Consider the following 20,452-nt stretch of genomic DNA (forward strand, 5'->3'; position numbering starts at 1 on the left):
CGTGGGGCCCCCCCCGGGGGGGGGGGGGTGGGGGGGGGGGGGGCCCCCCCCGCCCCGAGTCGTCCACTGAGGACCGTCAAGCGGACCGTTCCTCGTTCTCGGCGAACAGCGCGTCGAGCACGTCGGCGACGACGTCGGGCCGGACCAGGGGGCCGAGGTGGTCGAGGTCGGGCACCTCCCGGTACCGGCCGGAGGGCAGCTCGGCGCACGCCGCCGCCCGGTTCGTCGGCCAGGCCGGAGTCGACGTAGTCGAGCAGCACGTCCGGCGCGAGCAGCGACAGCGGCGGCCGGGTGGAGTAGCGGGCCAGCGCCTCGGCGCGGGACGGGAACACCGCCCGCCGCCGGGCCGCCGCCTCGGCGAAGGCGGGGTCGTGCGTGGTCGCCAGGATCGGCTCGTAGCAGACGATCCGCTCGAACGTGCCCGGCGCGCGGGCCTCGGCGAGCAGCAGGGCCGTGCCGCCGAGCGAGTGGCCCACGCCGGTCACCGGTCCGGGTGCGAGCGCACCGGCCGCCGCGATCACGTCGTCGGCGAACACGCCCCAGTCGGCGTCCGGCGCGAGCGGCGGCGCGGAGCCGTGGCCGCGGAAGTCCAGCGCGGCGGCGCGCAGCGGGGTGCGCAGCTTTTCACGCACGAGCGCCACACGAGCCCGGTGAAACCCGCAGCGTGGCAGAACAACGCCGTCCGAATGGGCGCTGCCGGTCGTCCCGGCGCGCCGATCGGGTAGGGACCGTACGGGGTCGCGGGTGCGGCGGTGTGGTCCACGGTCTTCCCTTCGGGAATCCGATTCCCGGTCTGGCGCGGGTCCGGGCCGATCCCTACGATCGGCGCCTGGAACGATCCGGCCCGCCGGGAGGCGGGTGGTGCCCGGGGATTCTTCCGCACGATCGCGGTATCCGTCGCGGCCCGTGCCCACCGCGGGGGACCGGGCGACCGGCGGTGCCGCCGTGGCCGCGGGCACACCCCGCCGCACGTCGTGCCCACGAAGCGCGGCGGCGTGGCGCGGCAGGACGACTCCCATCCGCTGAAGGGCGCGGCGTGAACCCGACCCCGGTACCGGGCCTGGTCTCGGCCGTCATGTTGGTGCGCAACCGCTGGGAGTGCACGCGCCGGGCGTTGGCCTCGCTCGCCCGCGCCTCCGGCGACTTCGAGGTCGTCGTGGTGGACAACGGGTCCGACGACGGCACCGCCGACCACCTGGCCCGGCCGGCGTACCCCCGTCCGCTGACCGTGCTGCGGCACGAGGACGACCGGGGCGGCGGCGAACGCCGCAACGTCGGCGCGGCGGCGGCCCGCGGCGAGTTCCTGTTCTTCCTGGACAACGACGTGCTGGTGGACGACCTCGACGTGGTGGAGGTGCTCGCCGCCGAGCCGGCCGCCGACCCGGGCCTGGGCGCGGTGCCGCCGCTGCTGCTCTACCCCGGCGACGGGGCGCTGGTGCAGTGCGCGGGCGGCGTGTCCACGGCGGACGGGCGGATCGGCCCGGCCGGGCGCGGGCAGCCGCTGAGCGCCGACGACAAGCTGCCGATCTGGAAGCGGCACACGAGGGTGATCCGCAGCCGGTGGCGCGAGGTGTTCGCGGCCGGCCCGGCGCACCCCGCCGCGGACCTGGAGTGGGTGCCGGTCCACAAGGACCACTCCGACCTGGACCGGCCGCGCGCGTGGGTGGCCGCCGAGCCCGGGGCGACCGACGTGAGCTTCTTCGCCGGCGACCGGGCGCCGGCCTCGGCGGAGCCCGCCGACGTGCGGGTCGTCCTCGTCGGCGCGCGGGACGTGCCGGTGGTGGACGGGGTGCGGGTGGTGGACGGGGTGCGGGTGGTCGGCGTGGCCGATCCGGACGTGCGCGCGTTGCTGCCCGCCGCCCGCGCCCACGGCGCGCCGTGGGCGTTGCGGGACGCCGTGCGGCTGGTGGAGACCGTGCCCGCGGAGGGCGTGGTGGTGGCGTTGCCGGACGCCGCCGCGGTGGCGACCGCGTCGCGGCGCGCGCTGCCGGTGCTGCTGGGCAGGAAGGCGGCCGTCGACCTGGCCGACGTGGCGACCGACCGGTGCTCGGTGGACCTGCCCTGGGCGCACCACCCGGAGCTGACCGCGCTGCGCAAGGCGGTGAGCGAGGGCGGCGGTGTGCCGGGCGGTTTCGCGGTGCGGGTCGAGCACCCCGGCGCGGACCTGGTCGCGGAGCTGGGCGCGGACGCGCTGGACGCCGTCGAACGGGTGTTGGGCGTGCCGGTCACCGCGGTGCGGACGGTGGCCGCGACCCGTGACGGCGTGCGGGCCGAGGCGGTGGCGGGCGGGGTGGCCGGGACGGTCGGGCTGGGCCGGGGCGCGCCGCGGTTGCGCGTGTCGGTCGAGGGCGTCGCGGACCTCGACGTGCCGCCGGTGGGCGGCGCGTACTCCGACTTCGTGGGCGCGCTGCGCGGCGGACCGCCGCCGTTGACCGGGTGGGCGGCCGTCGCCGGGGTGTTCGGCCTGGTGCGCGGGTGGCGTTCGGAGGTCGCCGCGCCGGACCGGTCCGGCGCGGGTTCGTGACACGTCCCCGCCCGGCGGCACGGGCGGGCGGGAGCAGGGAGAGCAGTGGGATGAACCTGGTCGAGGCGCTGCGCGCCGGAGCCGACGCGGGCGGGTGGCTCGACCGCCCGGCCTACGAGGTCGACGGGGCGATGCTGACGCACGCCGACGTCTACGACGGCGCCGCGCGGATCGCCGGCGCGCTGGTCGACCGGGGCGTGCGGCCCGGCGACCGGGTCGCGCTCGTGCTGGACGACGGCCCGGACTTCGTGCTGGCGTTCCTCGGCGCGGTGCACGCCGGCGGTGTGGCGGTGCCGGTCAACCCGCGGCTGCACCCCGACGAGCTGCGCCGGGTGCTCGTGGCCGCCCGGCCCGCGCTGGTCGTGCGCCGCCACCGCGACGTGCCGCCCGACACCGGGTCCCCGGCGACCACGTTCGCCGAGCTGGAGGGCGCGGCCCCGGCGCCCGTGGCGCCCCGCGCGCCGGACGACCAGGTGTACGCGACGTTCACCTCGGGCACGACCGGCGTGCCGCGCCTGTGCCCGCAGCTGCACGGCGACCCGGCGGTGCACCACCGGTCGTTCGCGGTGGCCGCGCTCGGGCTGGGCCCGGACGACGTCGTGCACTCGGTGTCGAAGATGCACTTCGCCTACGGCCTGGGCAATTCGCTGTTGTTCCCGCTGATGAGCGGCAGCCGCGTGGTGCTGAACCCGGAGCCGCCGCTGGTGGACGACGTGCTGGCGATCCTGGACAAGTACAACGTCACCGCGCTGTTCGCGGTGCCCGCGTTCTACCGCAGGCTCGTCGACCACCCCGGCGGCGACCGGCTGGCCCGCCTCCGCCTCGCCGCGACCGGCGGGGAGGTGCTGGCGCCGGCGCTGGAGGAGCGGTTGACGCAGCTGCTCGGCGACCGGTTGCTCAACGGGATCGGCAGCACCGAGGTGGGTCAGGCGTTCACCCACAACACGCGGTCCGCGCGGCGGTTCAACACGGTGGGGCGGGCGCTGCCGCCGTTCGAGGTGCGGGTGGTGGACGACGCGGGCGAGCCCGTGGAGCCGGACGTGCTCGGCCGGTTGCAGGTGCGCGGCCCGACCGTCACGGCGGGCGTGGACCTCGACGGCCGGGCCCGGCGGGTCCGGGGCTGGTACGCCACCGGCGACCTGGCCTCGATCGACGCGGACGGCTACGTGCGCGTGACCGGGCGGCTGGACGACCTGGAGAACGTCGGCGGCATCAAGGTGCACCCGCTGGAGGTCGAGCACCTGCTGCTGGGGCACTCGATGGTGCGCGAGGCGGCGGTGTGCGCCGTGACGCTGGACGACGGGTCGGTGCGGCTGTGCGCGTACGTGGTGCGCGAGGAGGGGCCGCCGGAGATCGAGAGGCCGCTCGCGGACTCGTTGATCGCGCTGGTCCGCGCCCACCTGACCGCGTACAAGGTGCCGCGCGAGGTGGTGTTCGTGCCGTCGCTGCCCCGGACCGGCTCGGGCAAGCTGCGCCGGCACGTGGTGCGGACCTGGCGGCCCTGATCCGACCCCGGGGTGTCACATTCGTCGCGTCCGCGACGACCAACCACGTGTACACCCCAGGGGGAGGAAGGCCGCGTCCATGACCCAGACCAGCGGGCACCTGCACGGGCTCGGCGGTGGCGTCCCGCCGACCGTCGCCGACGTCGACCGGATCGCCGCGGACGGCGACCCGGTCGTGCGGAACCTGCGGATCACCCACTGCTACCACGAGCTGTCCCGGGCGCTGGCCGGCACCACCGGCGGGTGGGCCAACTGGTGCACGTTCGCGGTGTGGGCGTCCAAGCAGGTGGGGCAGACCATCCGGCAGGAGGACCTGGTCCGGGTGCTGGACCGGCTGCTGCGGTCCTCCCCCGAGGCCGCCGCCGCGGTGGACCTGGTGGCCGGCGGCCTGCGCCGGGCCGTGCCGAAGCACGCGGTCGAGGGCGTCGAGCGGTTGGTGCGCCAGGCCGTCGTGACGACCGCGCGGCTGGACGCGGCCGGTGCGGCGGCGGCGCGCGGGAACCTCAAGGTGTTCGAGGAGATCGCCCGCGAGTTCGCCCGCTTCCTGGCCGAGTTCGCCGACGCCCCGGCCTACGACGAGGAGCGGATCACGCGGTTCGTGGACGGGCTGCGCCCCGGTGAGCCGCCGGAGGGGCAGCGCTACCTGCGGCAGGCGTTCACCCACTACCACCGCGCCCGGTTCACCGCGGACGCCAAGGAGCGGGCCGAACTGCTGCTGCTGGCCAACGTCGAGGTCGGCCTGCACGAGCAGACCCGGCTGCAACCGGAGATCGCGGCCGCCCTGGAAGCGCCCGTGATCGACCCGCGCGACCTGGAACGCCGCCTGTTCGACCTGCTCCTGCCGGGCAACCGGGTGGTCAAGTGGCTGCGGCTGGCCCTGCTGACCGTGCTGGGCAGGCGCACGCCGGTGCGCGTCGCCGCCGAACGGCTGGCCGACCACGCCCGCGCGCTGGCCCGCCGCGCGGTCACCCGGCACCTGATGACGCTCGCGCTGCCCGGCGGCGAACTGCTCGACCTGGCCGAGGACCTGCGCGCCACCTTCCCGCCGCTGCTGGCCGAACTGGTCGACCCGGACCTGCTGGCGCTGCTGCGCACGGTCGACCCGACCCCGGACAGCCTGCTCGACACGGCCGCCCGCGACTGGGCCGACCTGCCGGACCGGATGCACTACATCGCCGACATGTTCCGCTGCCACGCGCAGCGGGCCGACCTGCTCGACCCGCCGTTCACCCCGGAGCAGGTCGCCGCCCTCACCGCCGGGCGCCTCCCGACCGGCCAACTCTGACCCCGACCACCGTTCCGCCCACCGGCGGATCGCCCCTCCCCGCGCGGGGGTTCGCCCCACTCCCCCACCCGGTGGCCGACCCGACGTCCCGGTTGCGGGGGGGGCGGGCCGGCCGCCGACGATGGGGGGCGGGCCCCCCCCCGGCCCGCCCCCCCGCCCCCAGGGGGGGCGCCCGACCCCGGGGCCCGCGGGGGGTGCCCCCCCACCCCCCCCCCGCGGGCCCCCCCCTCCGCCGGGTTGGGGGGGGGGGGGGGCGGGCCGCCGACTATGGGGCGGGCGCCGACCGCCGGCCCGCGCCCGATCCCCATGGTGGCCGGCCCTACCCGGTGCCGACGGTGGCGACCGCGCTGGTGTGCGTGCCGTCGTTCTTCACCCGGCGGCGGTCGAGCCGCCGGGAGGGCGGCGCGTTCGTGGCGGCCTCCGTGCTCTGCACGACCTGGCCGGTCACCACCCGCTGGTGACCGTCACACCGCGCACGCCAGCGGCCCGCCGTGGTAGGCCACGGCGTCGCCGAACGCGGCCACGACGTCCAGCTCGCGCCCGGCCGCGTCGGCGTAGGCGCGGTGCAGGTTGAGCACCAGCCGTTCCGCGTCGGGCAGGTCGGCGAACTCGCCCAGGTCCGCCTCCCGCGCCGCCTGCAACGGGGTCAGCCCCCGCTCCATGCCCGCCTCGGCGGTGGCCAGCACGAACCGGTAGTAACGCGCGTGGGTGTCGAGCACGGCGTCGAACTCCGCGCCGGTGACCAGCGGGCCGTGGCCGGGCACGACGTGCTCGGGGCGGAACGCGCGCAGCCAGTCCAGCGACCGCAGCGCGCCCTCGGCGGAACCCATCACGATCAGCGGCGTGACCCGGTTGAACACCAGGTCGCCGGCGAACAGGACGCGGTCCTGCGGCAGCCACGCGACCGCGTCGCCCGCCGTGTGCGCCGGGTGACCGGGGTGGCGCACGATCACCGGCTTGTCCCCGGCGTGCAGGGTCAGCTCGTCGCGGAACGTGACCGTCGGCGGGCGCACGGCGTCCACGCCCCAGTCCGGAGTCGGCGACCACAGCGGCGGGGTGTCGGCCAGCAGGAAGTCGGCGAGGATGCCCTGGCGGGTCAGCTCGTGCGCGACGATCGCGGTCGAGTCGGGCAGCAGGGCGTTGCCGTACACGTGATCGCCGTGCAGGTGGGTGTTCACGGCCGACCGGATCGGCGCGCAGTCGGTGGCGTCGCGCACGGCGTCGAGGAACAGCCGCGTGCGGCGGCGGGTGGCGCAGGTGTCGACGAGCACGACGTCGCCCCCGGCGTGCACCGCGCCCGCGTTGTTGATCCACCACGTGCCGTCCGGCTGGACCCAGGCGTGCACGCCCGGCGCCAGCTCGCACAGGCTCGGTTCCGTCGTCATGATCGGCAATCTAGCGCCCAGCCGCGCACACCCATCACCCGAACGGGGAGAGTGGGCGTCGGCCCCGGCCGTGGCCCTGCGGGTCCGCCGACCCCGACCTACCCGTGGCCGGGCCGGGCCGGATCTGTCCTACGGCGCGTTGGGCAAGGAAGACCTCTCCGGGCTGCGGCAGCCGTCGATGATGGGCGTGCTGGAGTCGTGGGCGCGTGGGTTTCGGCGTTCATCGGCGCGGGCCTGATCGTCTCGGTGCTCGGGCCGTTGTACTGGCCCGCGCGGCACGACGAGACGTTGCCGATGAAGGCGGTCTCCGGGTTCCACCCCGACTTCGTCGGCTCGACCGTGTGGTGGGGCGACCCCGAGCGTTCGTGGGGACTGTCCACGTTGGAGGGTGGCGACGTGATGCCGGTCGGCAACGGCGTGGTGCTGATCGGGATGAGCGAGCGGTCGTCGCGCCAGGCCATCACCCAGCTCGCAGCCATTCTGTTCGAGCGCGGCGCCGCCGAGCGCGTGATCGTGGCGGGCATGCCGAAGCCGCGCGCGGCCATGCGCCTGGACACGGTGTTCACCTTCGCCGACCGCGACTGCGTGACGACGTTCCCGAACATCGTGCACGGCATCCACACGTTCACCCTGCGCCCCGGCGACCCGATCGAGGTCACCGTGGAGAAGCTGTCGTTCGTCGACGTGGTCGCCGACGCGCTGAACCTGCCGGGGCTGCGCGTCGTGGAGACGGGCGGCGACGCCTACGCCGCCAGTGGGACAGCGGCAACACCGGTGGACTGCTGAGCGGCCCCCGTCCCGCCGGCGCACCACCGTCGTTGATCCGCTTCGCCGCTTTCGGTAAAGAGGAGTGGTGGGTGACAACAGCGGTCACGGGGGGTCGCGCGATGTCCTGGTCGGCGTGCTGGGCGAGGTCGAGGTCCGGCTGAACGGCGTGCCGGTGCCGCTGGGGCACGCCCGGCAGCGGTCGGTGCTCGGGGCGCTGCTGGTGGACCGCAACCGTCCGGTGCCGGCGGACACCCTGGTCGACCGGGTGTGGGGCGGGCGGACACCGGGGCGGGCGCGGGCGGCGTTGCGCACCTACCTGTCCAACCTGCGGCGGGCGCTGGCGCCGACCCCGATCACGATCACCCGCCGGGACACCGGCTACGTCGTCACCGTCGACCCGGACACCGTGGACGTGGACCGCTTCGCCCGCCTGCACGCCCGGGCGCGCGACACCGACGACCCCGAGCAGGCCCTGGCGCTGGTCGAGCGGGCGTTGGCGCTGTGGCGGGGAGAGCCGCTGGCCGAGAGCGACACGCCCTGGGCCCGGTCGGTGCGGGAGCGATTACGGCTCGACCGCGCCGCCGCCGAGGCCGACCGCGTCGACTGGGCGCTGGCGTGCGGCCGGCACCGCGACCTGATCCCGGCGCTGACCGCGCGGGCCGCCGAAGACCCGTTGGACGAGCGCGTGACGGCCCGGCTGATGCTCGCGCTGTACCGCGAGGGTCGCCAGGCCGACGCCCTGGAGCACTACCGGCGGCTGCGCACGAGCCTGGCGCGGGAGCTGGGCGTGGACCCCGGCGCCGAACTGCAACGCCTGCACCAGCGCATCCTCACCACCGAGCCCGTCGCCGCCCCGGGCGACACCCGCACACCGGTCCCCCGCCAACTCCCGGCCGCGCCCGCGCCGTTCGTGGGCCGCCTGGACGAGCTGGACCGCCTCGACACCGCGCTCAAGGTCGCCGACCACGCCGCCACCGTGCTGATCTCCGCGATCGGCGGCGCGGGCGGCATCGGCAAGACGTGGCTGGCGCTGCACTGGGCGCACGCGCACCGCGACCGCTTCCCCGACGGGCAGCTCTTCGCCGACCTGAACGGCTTCGGCCCCACCGGCGACCGCGTCACGCCCGCCGCGGTGCTGCGCAACTTCCTCGACGCCCTCGGCGTGGACCCGCGACGCCGCCCCGCCGACCCGGACGCGCAGGCCGCGTTGTTCCGCAGCCTCGTCGCGGGCCGGCGCGTGCTGCTGGTGCTGGACAACGCCGCCGACACCGACCAGGTCACCCCGCTGCTGCCGGGCAGCGAGACGTGCACCGTCCTGGTCACCAGCCGCAACCACCTGCCCGGCCTGATCAGCGGCCACGGCGCGCACCACCTCGCGCTGGACGTGCTGCCGATCGCCGACGCCCGCGCCCTGCTCACCGCCCGCCTCGGCGTGGACCGGGTCGAGAGCGAGGCCAAGGCCGTGGACGACCTGATCAAGCTCAGCGGCGGCTTCCCGCTGGCGTTGAGCGTCGTCGCCGCCCACGCCCACACCCGGCCCCGGCTGCCGCTGGCCGTGCTCGCCGCCGAGCTGCGCGACCTCGGCCTGGACGCGCTCGACACCGGCGACCCGACCGCCAGCCTGCCCGCCGTGCTGTCCTGGTCCGTGCGCGCCCTGCCCGACGACCGGCGCGAGGTCTTCGCCCTGCTCGGCATCGCCCCCGGAGCCGACACCGACCTGTTCGCCGCCGCCGCCCTCACCGGCCTGCCCGTGCCGGACACGCGCCGCGCGCTGCTCGCCCTCGAAGACGCCTCGCTGCTGCACCGCGACGCGCAGGGCCGCTACGGCATGCACGAGCTGATCCGCGCCTACGCCGCCGACACCGCCCGCGACCTGCCCGATCCGACGCGGCACGCGGCCCTGACCAGGGTCGTGGACTTCTACCTGCACACCGCCGCCGCGGCCGACCGCCTCCTGGAACCCGACCGGCAACCGGTCGCGTTGCCGCCGCCGAGCGTCCCCGCGCGGCCACCGGCCGACCTGCCGGAGGCGATGGCGTGGCTGGACGCCGAGCACGCCAACGTCCTGGCCCCCCAACCGGTCGCCGCCGCCCCGGGGCGGCGCGACGTCGTGTGGCAACTGGCGTGGACCCTCTACACGTTCCACTACCGGCGCGGGCACACCCACGAGAACCTGGCGCTCTGGCAGGCGGCGCTCGCCGCGAGCCTGCCCGACCCGCCCGCCCTCGTGCACCGCCACCTCGGCGTCTCCCACGCCTACCTCGGCCACCACGACCGGGCGACCGACCACCTGCACCGGGCACTCGCCGTGGCCGAACGGCAGGGCGACCCGACCGAGCAGGCCAACACCCACCGCCAGCTCGCGTGGACCTGGGAACGCCGCGGCGACGACCGGCGGGCCATGGCCCACGCCCGCGCGGCCCTGGACCTCTACCGCGCGCTCGACCAGACCGTCGGCGAGGTCCGCGCGCTCAACCAGGTCGGCTGGTACGCCGTCCGCCTGGGCGACTACGACACCGCCCGCGAGCACTGCCTGGCCGCCCTGACCGCCAACCGCCGCCACCACAGCACCGCCAGCGAGGCCGACATCCACCACAGCCTCGGCTGGATCGAGCACCACGCCGGCCGCCACCGGCAGGCCGTCGGGCACTACGAGCGGGCACTGGCCCTGTTCCGCGACCTGGGCGACGCCGTCGGCGTGGCCGGCACCCTCGACCACCTGGCCGAGCCCCACGCCGCCCTCGGCCACACCGACCGGGCCCGCGCGGCCTGGCAGGAAGCGCTGGAGCTGTACCGCGACCAGGGCCGCGCCGCCGACGTCGACCGCGTCCGGCGACGCCTGGGCGACCTCGGCACGACCTGACCGCGCCCCGGACCGTCCGCCACGACGACCCGGGACGCGCCGGCCGCTAGTTCAGCGGCTCCACCCAGATGTTGCGGAACCGCACGTTCTCACCGGGATCCCCGTGGTCCTGCAACCGCAGCGGACCCGTGCTCGGCCCCTCCGCCGCGCCACCGCCGGTCGGCCCGTCGATCGCGAAGTCCTGGTGCACGGTGACCCCGTTCCACACCACGGTGACGCGCGCGTTCTCCGTCTTCACGCCCGAGCCGTCGTACCGCGCGGCCCGGAACGTGATGTCGTAGGTCTGCCACGTCTGCGGCGCCGTGCCCGCGTTCGGCGACGCCGCCCGCTTCAGGTAGATGCTCGCCGCGTCGTCGGCCGCCAACGGCTGCTTGCCGTAGCTGTCCAGGATCTGCACCTCGTAGCGGTCCTGGAGGTAGACGCCGCTGTTGGCGCGCTGCTGCCCGGTGACGTTGGACGGCAGGTTCGGCAGCCAGAACTCCAGGTGCAGCCGGAAGTCGCCGAACACCTGCCGGCTGCGGATGTCCCCGCCCAACGCCTCCATCGACCCGTTCGCCACCGGCCACGACGGCGCGCTGCCGTCGGCGTTGCGCCACTGCTCCGTGCCGCCGCCGTTGTAGAGCACGACCCGTTGCGCCGGCGTGACCGTCAGGTAGTCCAGGTTCACGTGCCCGATGTCGCCGCTGTCGACCCGGTAGGCGATCGTGTTCGCCCCCGCCCGCAACGTCAACGACTCGGTGTGCGTCGCCCACGTGTCCCAGTTGCCCGTGTCCGCCAACGCGACCTGCCGCACCTTGGCGCCGTTGACGTGCACGCTGACGGTCTTCGTCCCCGACGACGGGTTCGGCCCGTTGCTGTACCGCAACCCGACCGTGTGCGCCCCCGCCGCCGACGCGTTCACCGCGAACCGGGTGGTCGCACCCTGCGTGCCGTACCCGTCCACGAACCCCGCGCCCGAGTAGCCGGTGTGATCGGTGTTGACCCCCGCGCCACCGGACAGCGCCGCGCTCTCCGCCTCCAACAACTGCGTCGGCGACGGCGCGCTGCCGACCAGGTTGTTCACCGTGTACCAGGCTTCGGTGCTCCACAACGGCACCCCGGTGCTCGACGTGAACGGCCGCGGCGACCGCAGGTGCACCACCCGCCCGGCCTTGAGCCCGTCCAGCTTCAACGTGACTTTCCGCCCGTCCGCCGACAGGGCCGCCGACGCCACCCGCAGGCTCTCCTGGTCCACCTTGGGGCCGCCGTAGGACGGCGTCGCCGCGTACCGCCACTGCGTCGCCCGATAACGACCGGCCAACCCCGCCGCCGTCTCCGCCGACAACGGCTGCGTGTACTCCAACTCGAACCCGCCCGCGATCGCCCGCACCGCCAGCAGGTCGAACGTGCGGCCGCCGTTCGGCGTCAGCTTCTGCAACCCGTACAGCAGCTTGCCGTCCTGGCCCCAGTTCCCGCCGTCGCCGATGCCGCCGACGTAGATCGCGCCGTCCGGGCCGAGGCTGATCCGGTTCACCCCGGCCTCCAGGCCCTGCGTCAGCCGGAACACCGCACCCTGGTACTCCCCGTTGACCTTCTCCAGGAACGCCCGCTGAAGGCCGCCGTACGTGACGTCGCCGAACACCATCTGCCCCGCGTACGGGCCCGTCGTCAGGTGCAACGGCGTGCTGGGCGAGTTCGCGATCTCGTTCTGCGGCAACCACAGCACCGGAGCCGTGACCGGGTTCGCGTCGAACGGCCCGGCCGGGTTCGTGTAGTGGTTGAAGAACCGGTCCTGCTTGACGTGCACCAACTTCGACGCGGGCAACCAACCGCCCTGGTTGTCGGTGACGAACATGCCGCCCTCCGGCCCCCACCCGATCCCGTTGGGCGTGCGCAGGCCACCGGCCAGGTACGTGACCTGCCCGGTGGAGCGGTTCACCTTCACCGTCGTCCCCCGGTTGACCGCCGGCTGCGGGTTCGTCGTCGCCCCACCGGTGTTGATCGCCACCGAGAGGTTCAGGTAGAAGAACCCGTCCTGGTACAGCAACCCGAACGCGAACTCGTGGAAGTTCCCGCCGTACGGCCACGTCGCCACCGCCCGCGACTGGTCCACCACATCGTCGCCGTTGGTGTCCGTCAGCTCGGTGAGCTGGTGCTTCTGCGACACGTAGAGCCGACCGTCGAGCGCCTTCACCCCCATCGGCTCCCGCAGGTTCGTCGCGATCCGCTTCGTCGTGACCCGATCCGGCGACGTCGCCCCCGTGACGTTCCCGAGCACCCACAACTCGCCGGTGTCCGTGCTCTTGCCGTCCCAGGTCGCGATCACCAACCGGCCGTCCGGCAACCAATCCATCGCACTGACCCGCGGCTGGAACCCCGACGGGCGCAGGTTGGTCACCGTGAAGTCCGGGTGCACCGCGTTGAGCGGCAACCCGTCACCGGGCGAATCACCGGTCGTCGCGCAGTCCTTCCGGCCGGGGGCCGTCACCCGGACCACCCCGGCATCCGTGCTCAGGGCGGAGTTCGGCACCACCGAGAACCCCGACGCCCCCGGCGGCTTCCACTGCAAAGTCAGCTGCTGACCACCGTCCCGCTCGAAGTGATCGATCAACAACGAGTGGTACCCGGCCGACAGGTTGACCGTCCCGTCCTTCGGATCCGGCCCGTGCAACCCGTCGTGATCCACCACCACGGTGCCGTCGACGCTCAGCCGAGACCCGTCGTCACTGAGCACCCGAAACGTGTACGCGCCCGCCTGCGTGACGTTGATGTTGCCCGTGACCTGCACGACGAACCGATCGGCGAACCCGAACTGCTCCGTCGTCGTCCAGTCGATCGTGGGCATGAGCTTGTCGACGTTGGGCGTCTGCGCGGGCTTCAACGTGCAGAGCCGATCCAACCCGACCTGCACGTCGAACACCCTCAAGGTGACCCCGGGCTCCTGCGGAGGAACCACATCACTGCGCGGATCCGCCACCGCCGGCGTCGCGCCGATCACCAAAGATGCCGCTAAGAGCCCAAACCCCGAGGTCCGCGTCCATCGCGCTGTCCATCTCATATCCATGCTCCTGGCAGGGACAGGGACGACCACGCCGTGACCGACGTCGTCGTCGCACGGTTTTGCAGGGAGCCTGAACGCTACGAGCCCCTGACCAGGCAAGTCCAGAACTTTCGTCAAATCTGACCGAACTTTTGTCCAGTTCAAGCATAAGTCGCCCCACCCGCCACCTTGATCAACCACCCCCACCACCCCCCACCCCGCCACCACCCGACCCATGATCCACTCACACTTCCGCTACCAGCAAAAACCCACCCACAACCCCAACAACCGACCCCGATTTGGACCACGGAAGACGATCATGTAATCTATGCACACACCACGGCGAGAGCCGAGTCCGGGTGGCGGAATGGCAGACGCGCTAGCTTGAGGTGCTAGTCCCCGCAAGGGGGTGGGGGTTCAAGTCCCCCCTCGGACACATCAATTGCCCCACGAAGCTTTCCCTGAGTCTATCAGGAGGCGGCGTGGGGCTTTGTGTTTTCGCAGGTTGCTCCGGCTGGTGTGACGGACTGCCACCTCTGCGGCTCGAGGCACGTCGTAGGGGTGCGGTCGGTGCCGGCAGTGTCCGGCATCGCCTGACGCCTCGTCTCCGCTTCTGCCGCTCCCCCGCACTGTCGGTTCGCGCGGCGTCGCGTCTTCCTTCCATGTCGGATCGGACGGTGTCCGTCGATCGAATGACGTTGCCGGTGGCGAGGGACATCCGGTCCTGTGGTGGTTGGCGGCGTGATGGCGCGCGGTGCGGGGTTCGCTTTCGGGTCCGCTGACCTGCGTGTCGGGTACGGCGTGTCCTGGACCGGGCAGTGTCTGGTGGCTCGGCGGGCGTGCCGGGAGGGCTGGTCTCCGGGACATCCGGCTCGGGTTTTAGGTGCAGGACGAGTTGGTCGGCGCCGGACTGACGTTGTGCCGCCGTGGCGGTGCGTCCGCGCGGCCTTCTCGTTCGCGGTGGGCTGGTGCCCCGGTCGACGAGGGTGATGCCGGTGGTGTCGCAGAGGAAGACGAGGTCGAGTTCGCGGACGAGTCGGATGGTCTGCTCGGGGGTGGGGTCGGTGGTGATACCCGCCTCGATGAGGTGTTTGCCGATGCGGGTGAGTAGTTGGTCCTCGCGCAGGTAGAGGTTGCGCGGCGCGTTCTCGGGACGGGTGCGGGCGCTGATGTGTCCATGGCGGCAGCGGTAGGCGGGCCGGTCGTGGACGCGGTGGGAGTCCAGACGTCGACCGCACAGCCCGCACCGAAGCCTTCCGGACAGTACGTAGACGTGTTTCCCGTGCTCGGTGTCGCGGTGCTCAGTGTCAACGGTCTGGGCGGTGAGGAAGTCGTGCTCGGACACCAGTGGCGTGTGGGCGATGCCGGTGGAGACGGCCCAGTCGTGGCGGTCGTTGCGGACACTGGCGCGCCGGCCTGTCGCCGAACGTTGGGCGCGGTCGGCGCTGGTGCGGTTCCACACTTGGCGCCCGGTGTAGCGGGGGTTGCGCAGGATCTCGGCGACGCTGCGCAGCGACCAGCCGTGGTCGGAGCGGTGCGGGTTGCGGTCCGGGTCGGTGCCGGAGGGTCCCACGGTCGTCTGTTCGTTGAGGTGGCGGGCGATGCGGGCGGTGCTGTGCCCGGCCAGGCGTAACGCGAAGATCAGTTTCACGGTGGGCGCGGTGGCGGGGTCGGGTTCCAGGCGCTGTTGCCGCACGCCGCGGCGCGCGAGGGCACGATTGGGGTGGGCTCCCGCGTCGACGAGGCGGTAGCCGTACGGTGGCCGGCCACCGAGGTAGCGGCCCTGCTCGACGGTCTGCATCCGCATGGCGATCGTGACCCGGTGCCGAGAACGGACCACCTCGGCCTGCGAGCGGGCCGCGAGCACCGTGAGCAGCGCCTCGTGCAGAGGACTGCCGAACCGCACGAGACCACCCGCCTCCGGCAGCCACAGCTGCACGCCGTGCCGTTCCAGCACCACGCGCAGGGCATCGAGTTGGGCGTTGTCGAAGAAGGCCCGTTCGTACTCGCCGACCACGACCGCGTCGACCCGGTTGGCAGGATCGGCGATCGCGCGGAGCAGGGCTGCGGCCTGGGGTCGTTGTGGCCAGGGCACCTGGCGGGAGCAGGCGGTCTCGAAGTACTCGCCGACGATCGTGCCGTGCCCGGCGGTGAGCCTGCGGGCGACGTCGAACTGCCACGCCCGTGAGGTGCGCGGATCCTGATGCTCGGCGGTCGAGGCCCGACCGTAGAACAGGAACTTCAACACCCCGGCCGGGGCGGCGTCCAGGGCGGGAATGCCCGGTGGGATGGTGGCGGCGATCCACTCGGCCAGCGTCGCAGGCCGGAAAGGGGCGGACACGGTCATCGACGGTCGGTCCTTGGTGTCGGAGAGTGAGATGCGTGCCGAGGTGACGCGGCACCACCGCCGCAGTGACGGTGTCCGACAGCGCCTCATGCCGGATTCACCCACAGGGAGCAGTTGACGACAGCAGGACCCATAGGCATCGCCCACCATCTGGGTGACGCGCTTCGACGGCCCGCCCTCTCCGTAGTCCTGCTCCCCTTCTCAGGGGAAGGGGGCCCGCTTCGCACGTAAGCACGGACAGGACACCACTCGGCCGGGTTGACTCTGGGTTGACTCAACTTGAAGCAAAGAGAACACGGCCTGTTTACGGATACATACCGAATGCACACAGACGGTAGTGACCATGTCATCACCCCCAGGGCACGGTCCAGCCACATCGCGGGTTATACCGATCCGATCAATCAGATTGACAAAAGTGCAATACCGTGATTGGGAATGATGGACATGAGCTACATGCGACGACATTCGGGTGAAAATCCGTTGGGCCAGCCGTATGCCCGGTGACCGGAACATATAGTCGCCGCGTGTCATCCGAGCCCGTTGCCGCCCAGCCGGTCGCTGTCGAGCCGACTTCGACGGACGTGACGGCGGCTGAGCTGCTCAAAGCGGTTCCCCAGCTGGACGACTCCGGCGCCAACACGGCCGACCGCTACGACTGGCAGGCGGCGATGGCGGCGGCAGACGGCCTGGCTCTGTACCGCGATGCCCTGGGAGATGACGGGCGACTACGGCCAGACTGTCAGGACCAGGTATTGTGCGAATGGCAGGAAGACTGGGTCCTACTGTCGGGCGACGACGTCGAGTTGGTGTCGGGCAAGCACCGCGACCCCTCAGCCGGGGCCTACACCACGATCAACAAGCTCGCCGACGATGGCGGCCTGGCACACCTGTTCAACCGATGGGCCGCCATGAAGGAAACGCCGTCGTGTCGACTGGTGACCTCCGGCGGTCTCGGCAACGGTCGACCTCAGCAGCTGCTGACTGCCGCCGAGCACTTCCGAGGGATGCGCGCTACCGGGAAACCGGTAATCACGAGCCCTGAGCATGCCAACGTCGTCGCCGACTTGCGTGAGTCCATCACCACTCACTGCGAGCACACTAAGAAAAGGTGGACGGGGAGGGATTCGTCGGGCAACGTCGTGTCCCACCCGGTCGCCGAGCAGGAGCGCAACAACGAGGTCGCCCGCTTCCTGGCCGCTCTCACTATTGCCGAGAAACGAGTCCAGCGCGATCACGTCGGCTACGCCGCTCCGGGCATGTACGTCCAGCCGGTGCTCGATCGGATGGGTGCCACCTGCTCGCCGGGAGCGGTATGGGAAGCGGTGTTGACCGTGTTCCGTGCCCGGATGAAGGCCAGAGGACCGCTGCCGGCCGGTGAGTTGCCGATCGTCCTGCAGCGCGGTGCCACTTCCTCGACGATCCCACCAGAGATGCAGCGAACGATCGCAGCACGCACCGTGACGATGAGCGACATCGAGGTGGCCATCAGCACCGCCTTGATGATCCCCGGTGGATACGAACCCCTGCCGCGGATGCCGTTGACTTCCCGTCTGGCGGTCAAGATGAACGCTGGTGGCTGCTCGGACAACGCCGTGGAACGCGCCCTGAGCCTACGGGGCGACTACCAGGACTACTGGCGTGACCGCGAAAGCGGCGAGGCAACGGCCCGAGTGGAACGCAAGCGGTTCGAGCGGCTGCTCCAGAGGATCAGTGATCACGCCACTGAGTCCGCTCAACCTCAAGGGGTGGCCCTATGGCGTCGCCTGCAGGTGGAGGTGGACGCTCTTGAAGACAAGCTGCTCACGGGTATGGATTCCGACCTCGCGCTGGGCGGAATCTGCGACCTGGCGGGTCGCTGCAAGGTGTGGTTCGGACCGCGGTTCGACGTCGACGCCGTCATCGACCGCCTGCGCGCCGAACGGGAGGCCGGGTCATGACCGACCTGGACCAAACCGAGCTGGCGCTACTGCGCGAGGACCTCGCCTACCACCAAGCTCGGGTCCTGCTGTTGGTCACAGCCGTCTCCAACACCACGGGCCACGCCAGAAAACTCGACGGTCTGACCAAGCTGGCCAAACTGGACTTCCTACTGCGCTACCCGGCCCTGGCACCCGAGGTACTCGACCGCCTCAACGCACGGGACCCACGCCTGCACCTGGCCCCCGAAGACATCGCCACCCCCACCGACGTCGAAGCCCCGATGACACGCTACAAGTACGGCCCCTGGGACGATCGGTACTACGCCATCCTCGGCGCATTGATCGGCCGCGGGCTCCTGCGTTACACCTCCGCTCGCAAGGGCAGCGTGGCCGTCACGCCCACCGCCGCTGGAAGGCGCCTGGCGGAGCAACTGACAGCGGGCAACCAGTGGGCCGAGATCGCCGAACGCGGCGAAGCGATCGCCGAAGCCTCCACCGGCATGACCGGCAACGCGTTGAAAGACCTCATCTACCAACGATTGGCTGATCTGATGGACCGCCCACACCGGCAGGTGATCCGGTGACCGTCCGCTTCCGCATCGACGCCGTGGGCCTGACCACCACCGACGGTCCCGTCGAGTACCAGTTCACCTCCGACCTCACCGTCCTGGCCGGTCCCACCGGCGTCGGCAAGACCACCCTGCTGGAGCTGATCAAGTTCGGGTTCGGCACCGATGCCATCCTGGCGCCGGTGGCGGTCAACCACATCGAGTCCGTCAGCCTCGATGTATGGATCGGTGACGAACGACTGCGACTGACCCGCAGCCTGGACAAGGCCAAACGCGGAACAGTCCGCGTCACCGACCTGATCACCGAGGAACGCCGACCCGACCACCACATCGGCGACAAACGCCAGCCTTCCCTGAACACCCTCCTGATGGAGTGCTTGGGTCTACCCGACGACATGCGCGCCGCCGCAGGCGGCAACAGCACACGCGAGGGTGCCCGCATCACCTTCGCCGACATCCTGACCTACCTCTACATCCCTCAAAGCCAGATCAACCGCGACATCGCCCACAGCCAGGAGAACTACCGGGAACCCAAGCGCAGAGCGGTCTTCGAGCTCCTGTTCGGACTGACCGATGCCGAGATCCTCGCTCTACGCTCGACGATCAGCAGACTCAAAGGTGAGATCGAGACTGCGGACACCCAGCACAGCACCGTGGTGCAGTTCCTCCGGGACAGCGGTACCAGCGGCCGGGAACAAGCCCAACTCGAGTTCGACCTCGCCGAGGCGGCCCAGGCGGAAGCCGAAGACCAGCTCGCCAAGCTGCGCGAATCCCTCGACCCGGTTTCCGACCGGGAGACCCGGACGTTGCGCGATCTGCTCACCGATGCAGAACGCGGCCTAGCCGATACCCGCGCCGCACATACCGATCTGGCACGCCGTCACGCCGAGTACACGGCGGAGCATCGCCGCGTACAGGCCGACCTCGACCGCCTGAACCGCATGCGTGAAGCAGGACAGCGCCTGGCCGACATCGAGTTCACCGTCTGCCCGCGCTGCATGCAGTCGCTGCGACAGCGAACCGCACCCGCCAATGCCTGCAGGTTGTGCCTCCAGGATGATCCGGTTTCGGCGAACCAGGAGCTGGACCAGTACGAGATCCGTCAGCTCACCGAGCAGTTGACCGAGATGGAGGAGCAGCTCGCCGCGCTGACGGCTCAGCAGGACGCCGTCACCGGCGCGATCGCCGAACGCGAGCGGCTCATCACGCACCTCAACGAGATTCTGGAGAGGCGGACCGCGGAACGGATCACCCCGCGCCTGCAAGCTTTCAGCGACGCCTCCCAACAAGTGGCCAAGGCCCGGGCAGACCAGGAACACTGGGAGTCGATCCTGCGACAGTGGGATCAGGTCGCGGACTTGGAAGCCGCTACCAACGCCCTGCGTGTACAACGCGAGACCGCACTCAGCCGCCTCGAACAGGCTCAATCCGTTCTGGAGCAGCGCCGCACTTCCCTCATCGCCGAGATGAGCGAGGAGTTCGATGCGACTGTCCGAGCCATGAGGATCCCGACCATCGTCACCGCCGCCATCGACGACCGGAAGTATCTCCCGGTCATCAACGGGCAAGTCTTCTCCGCGAACAACCAACTCTCCGGCGGAGTAACGACTGCCACCCAGGTCGCTTACTGGTGCTCTCTGCTTGCCGTCGCCATGCGCCACTCCGAGACCGCCTACCCAGCCTTTCTGCTCATCGACAGCCCTCGGCTCGCGTTGAACACCGCAACCAACCTCACAGAGGCCACCTACCGCAGACTGACCACTCAGGTCGGCGTGTTGCCGGGGCGACTCCAGGTCATCATCGCCGACAATGAACTGCCCGATACCTATCATAATCACTACGCTCAGATCGTTTTCGACTACGACCACCCCACCGTTTCCACTATCGAGCATCCCGGTCCTGCAAGAGTGACCACCATCCACGGTGAGATCGATGAAGCGGACGACGCCTGAAGCCAGCGGAACTGACTCACAGCCACACGGACATGCAGCGCCGGGATCGCAGTACGGCCTTCCTCATCGATGAGAGAATCGCAGCTCGGCTAACGCGAACGGGGTCCGTACCGATAGTCGCCGTGTTCGCTGTGTCTTCCCCGTAGTGAGGTCGTTCTGTGGGATTGTCTCCGCGTCGTGCCCGTGCCCGCCGCGTCCTCCTGGCTGAACTGCGACAACATCCTTTGCGTGTCGTACGGCGTTCGATTGCCGCGTTGACTCACCATCTGCGGCGTCCCGGACCGCCAGCGCGCGCGTTGGTCGCCCTCTGCCTGTC

Annotated in this window: 13 protein-coding genes, 1 tRNA gene and 1 pseudogene; 11 read left to right on the forward strand and 4 right to left on the reverse strand. The window is 71.7% G+C overall.

Going from position 1 to position 20,452, the window contains the following annotated elements; genetic code table 11:
* Positions 1–632: alpha/beta fold hydrolase (locus tag ACFXGA_RS00720; protein WP_378082979.1), on the reverse strand; the 632-nt coding region annotated here is incomplete at its 3' end.
* Between the two features lie 404 nt (positions 633–1,036).
* Here ACFXGA_RS00720 and ACFXGA_RS00725 point away from each other — a divergent pair.
* The 4 genes from ACFXGA_RS00725 (at position 1,037) to ACFXGA_RS00740 (ending at position 5,775) form a co-directional block, all read left to right on the forward strand.
* Positions 1,037–2,524, forward strand: coding sequence for a glycosyltransferase (locus ACFXGA_RS00725; protein WP_378082982.1), 1,488 nt, complete (start codon positions 1,037–1,039; stop codon positions 2,522–2,524).
* 50 nt (positions 2,525–2,574) lie between these two features.
* Positions 2,575–4,029 carry a class I adenylate-forming enzyme family protein gene (locus ACFXGA_RS00730; protein ID WP_378082984.1) on the forward strand — a complete coding sequence of 485 codons (1,455 nt, stop codon included), beginning with the start codon at positions 2,575–2,577 and terminating at the stop codon, positions 4,027–4,029.
* Positions 4,030–4,108: 79 nt separating this feature from the next.
* Positions 4,109–5,314 (forward strand): hypothetical protein, encoded by a 1,206-nt coding sequence (locus ACFXGA_RS00735; RefSeq protein WP_378082986.1) that lies wholly within the window; start codon positions 4,109–4,111, stop codon positions 5,312–5,314.
* Between the two features lie 326 nt (positions 5,315–5,640).
* A complete protein-coding gene (locus tag ACFXGA_RS00740; protein WP_378082989.1) occupies positions 5,641–5,775 on the forward strand; it encodes a hypothetical protein in 135 nt (44 codons plus the stop codon).
* 3 nt (positions 5,776–5,778) lie between these two features.
* Here ACFXGA_RS00740 and ACFXGA_RS00745 read toward each other — a convergent pair whose 3' ends face one another.
* Positions 5,779–6,699, reverse strand: a complete 921-nt coding sequence (locus ACFXGA_RS00745; RefSeq protein WP_378082991.1) for an MBL fold metallo-hydrolase — start codon at positions 6,697–6,699, stop codon at positions 5,779–5,781.
* Positions 6,700–6,897: 198 nt separating this feature from the next.
* On the opposite strand from ACFXGA_RS00745, the gene ACFXGA_RS00750 reads away from it, so the two are divergent.
* Positions 6,898–7,485, forward strand: coding sequence for an arginine deiminase family protein (locus ACFXGA_RS00750; protein WP_378082992.1), 588 nt, complete (start codon positions 6,898–6,900; stop codon positions 7,483–7,485).
* A 67-nt stretch (positions 7,486–7,552) separates the two neighbouring features.
* Entirely contained in the window at positions 7,553–10,330 is a 2,778-nt protein-coding gene (locus ACFXGA_RS00755) for a BTAD domain-containing putative transcriptional regulator (protein ID WP_378082995.1), read from the forward strand.
* 46 nt (positions 10,331–10,376) lie between these two features.
* Here the strand turns inward: ACFXGA_RS00755 and ACFXGA_RS00760 are convergent, their stop codons facing one another.
* Positions 10,377–13,367 carry a family 16 glycoside hydrolase gene (locus ACFXGA_RS00760; RefSeq protein ID WP_378082997.1) on the reverse strand — a complete coding sequence of 997 codons (2,991 nt, stop codon included), beginning with the start codon at positions 13,365–13,367 and terminating at the stop codon, positions 10,377–10,379.
* A gap of 335 nt (positions 13,368–13,702) precedes the next feature.
* Here ACFXGA_RS00760 and ACFXGA_RS00765 point away from each other — a divergent pair.
* A tRNA-Leu gene (locus ACFXGA_RS00765) sits at positions 13,703–13,785 on the forward strand.
* Positions 13,786–14,463: 678 nt separating this feature from the next.
* Here ACFXGA_RS00765 and ACFXGA_RS00770 read toward each other — a convergent pair.
* A pseudogene (locus ACFXGA_RS00770) lies at positions 14,464–15,156 on the reverse strand (recombinase family protein); the annotation flags it as partial.
* Between ACFXGA_RS00770 and ACFXGA_RS00775 the strand changes: the two are divergent.
* The 4 genes from ACFXGA_RS00775 to ACFXGA_RS00790 all read left to right on the forward strand — a co-directional run bounded on the left by ACFXGA_RS00775 (position 15,037) and on the right by ACFXGA_RS00790 (position 20,136).
* Positions 15,037–15,537 (forward strand): hypothetical protein, encoded by a 501-nt coding sequence (locus tag ACFXGA_RS00775; RefSeq protein ID WP_378082999.1) that lies wholly within the window; start codon positions 15,037–15,039, stop codon positions 15,535–15,537. The pseudogene ACFXGA_RS00770 and the gene ACFXGA_RS00775 sit on opposite strands and share 120 nt — an antisense overlap.
* 683 nt (positions 15,538–16,220) lie before the next feature.
* A complete protein-coding gene (locus tag ACFXGA_RS00780) occupies positions 16,221–17,633 on the forward strand; it encodes a hypothetical protein (protein ID WP_378083001.1) in 1,413 nt (470 codons plus the stop codon).
* On the forward strand, positions 17,630–18,199 hold the full coding sequence (locus ACFXGA_RS00785; protein WP_378083003.1) for a hypothetical protein: 570 nt from the start codon (positions 17,630–17,632) through the stop codon (positions 18,197–18,199). Before ACFXGA_RS00780 ends, ACFXGA_RS00785 begins: the two co-directional genes overlap by 4 nt.
* Entirely contained in the window at positions 18,196–20,136 is a 1,941-nt protein-coding gene (locus ACFXGA_RS00790) for a hypothetical protein (protein ID WP_378083005.1), read from the forward strand. Before ACFXGA_RS00785 ends, ACFXGA_RS00790 begins: the two co-directional genes overlap by 4 nt.
* Positions 20,137–20,452: the final 316 nt, after the last annotated feature.

Source organism: Actinosynnema sp. NPDC059335, assembly GCF_042752395.1.
GTDB lineage: Bacteria > Actinomycetota > Actinomycetes > Mycobacteriales > Pseudonocardiaceae > Actinosynnema.

Coding starts and splice junctions, on each gene's coding strand:
- ACFXGA_RS00730 (WP_378082984.1), top strand. CDS start 2,575: ATGAACCTGGTCGAGGCGCTGCGCGCCGGAGCCGACGCGGGCGGGTGG.
- ACFXGA_RS00785 (WP_378083003.1), top strand. CDS start 17,630: ATGACCGACCTGGACCAAACCGAGCTGGCGCTACTGCGCGAGGACCTC.
- ACFXGA_RS00735 (WP_378082986.1), top strand. CDS start 4,109: ATGACCCAGACCAGCGGGCACCTGCACGGGCTCGGCGGTGGCGTCCCG.
- ACFXGA_RS00760 (WP_378082997.1), bottom strand. CDS start 13,367: ATGAGATGGACAGCGCGATGGACGCGGACCTCGGGGTTTGGGCTCTTA.
- ACFXGA_RS00745 (WP_378082991.1), bottom strand. CDS start 6,699: ATGACGACGGAACCGAGCCTGTGCGAGCTGGCGCCGGGCGTGCACGCC.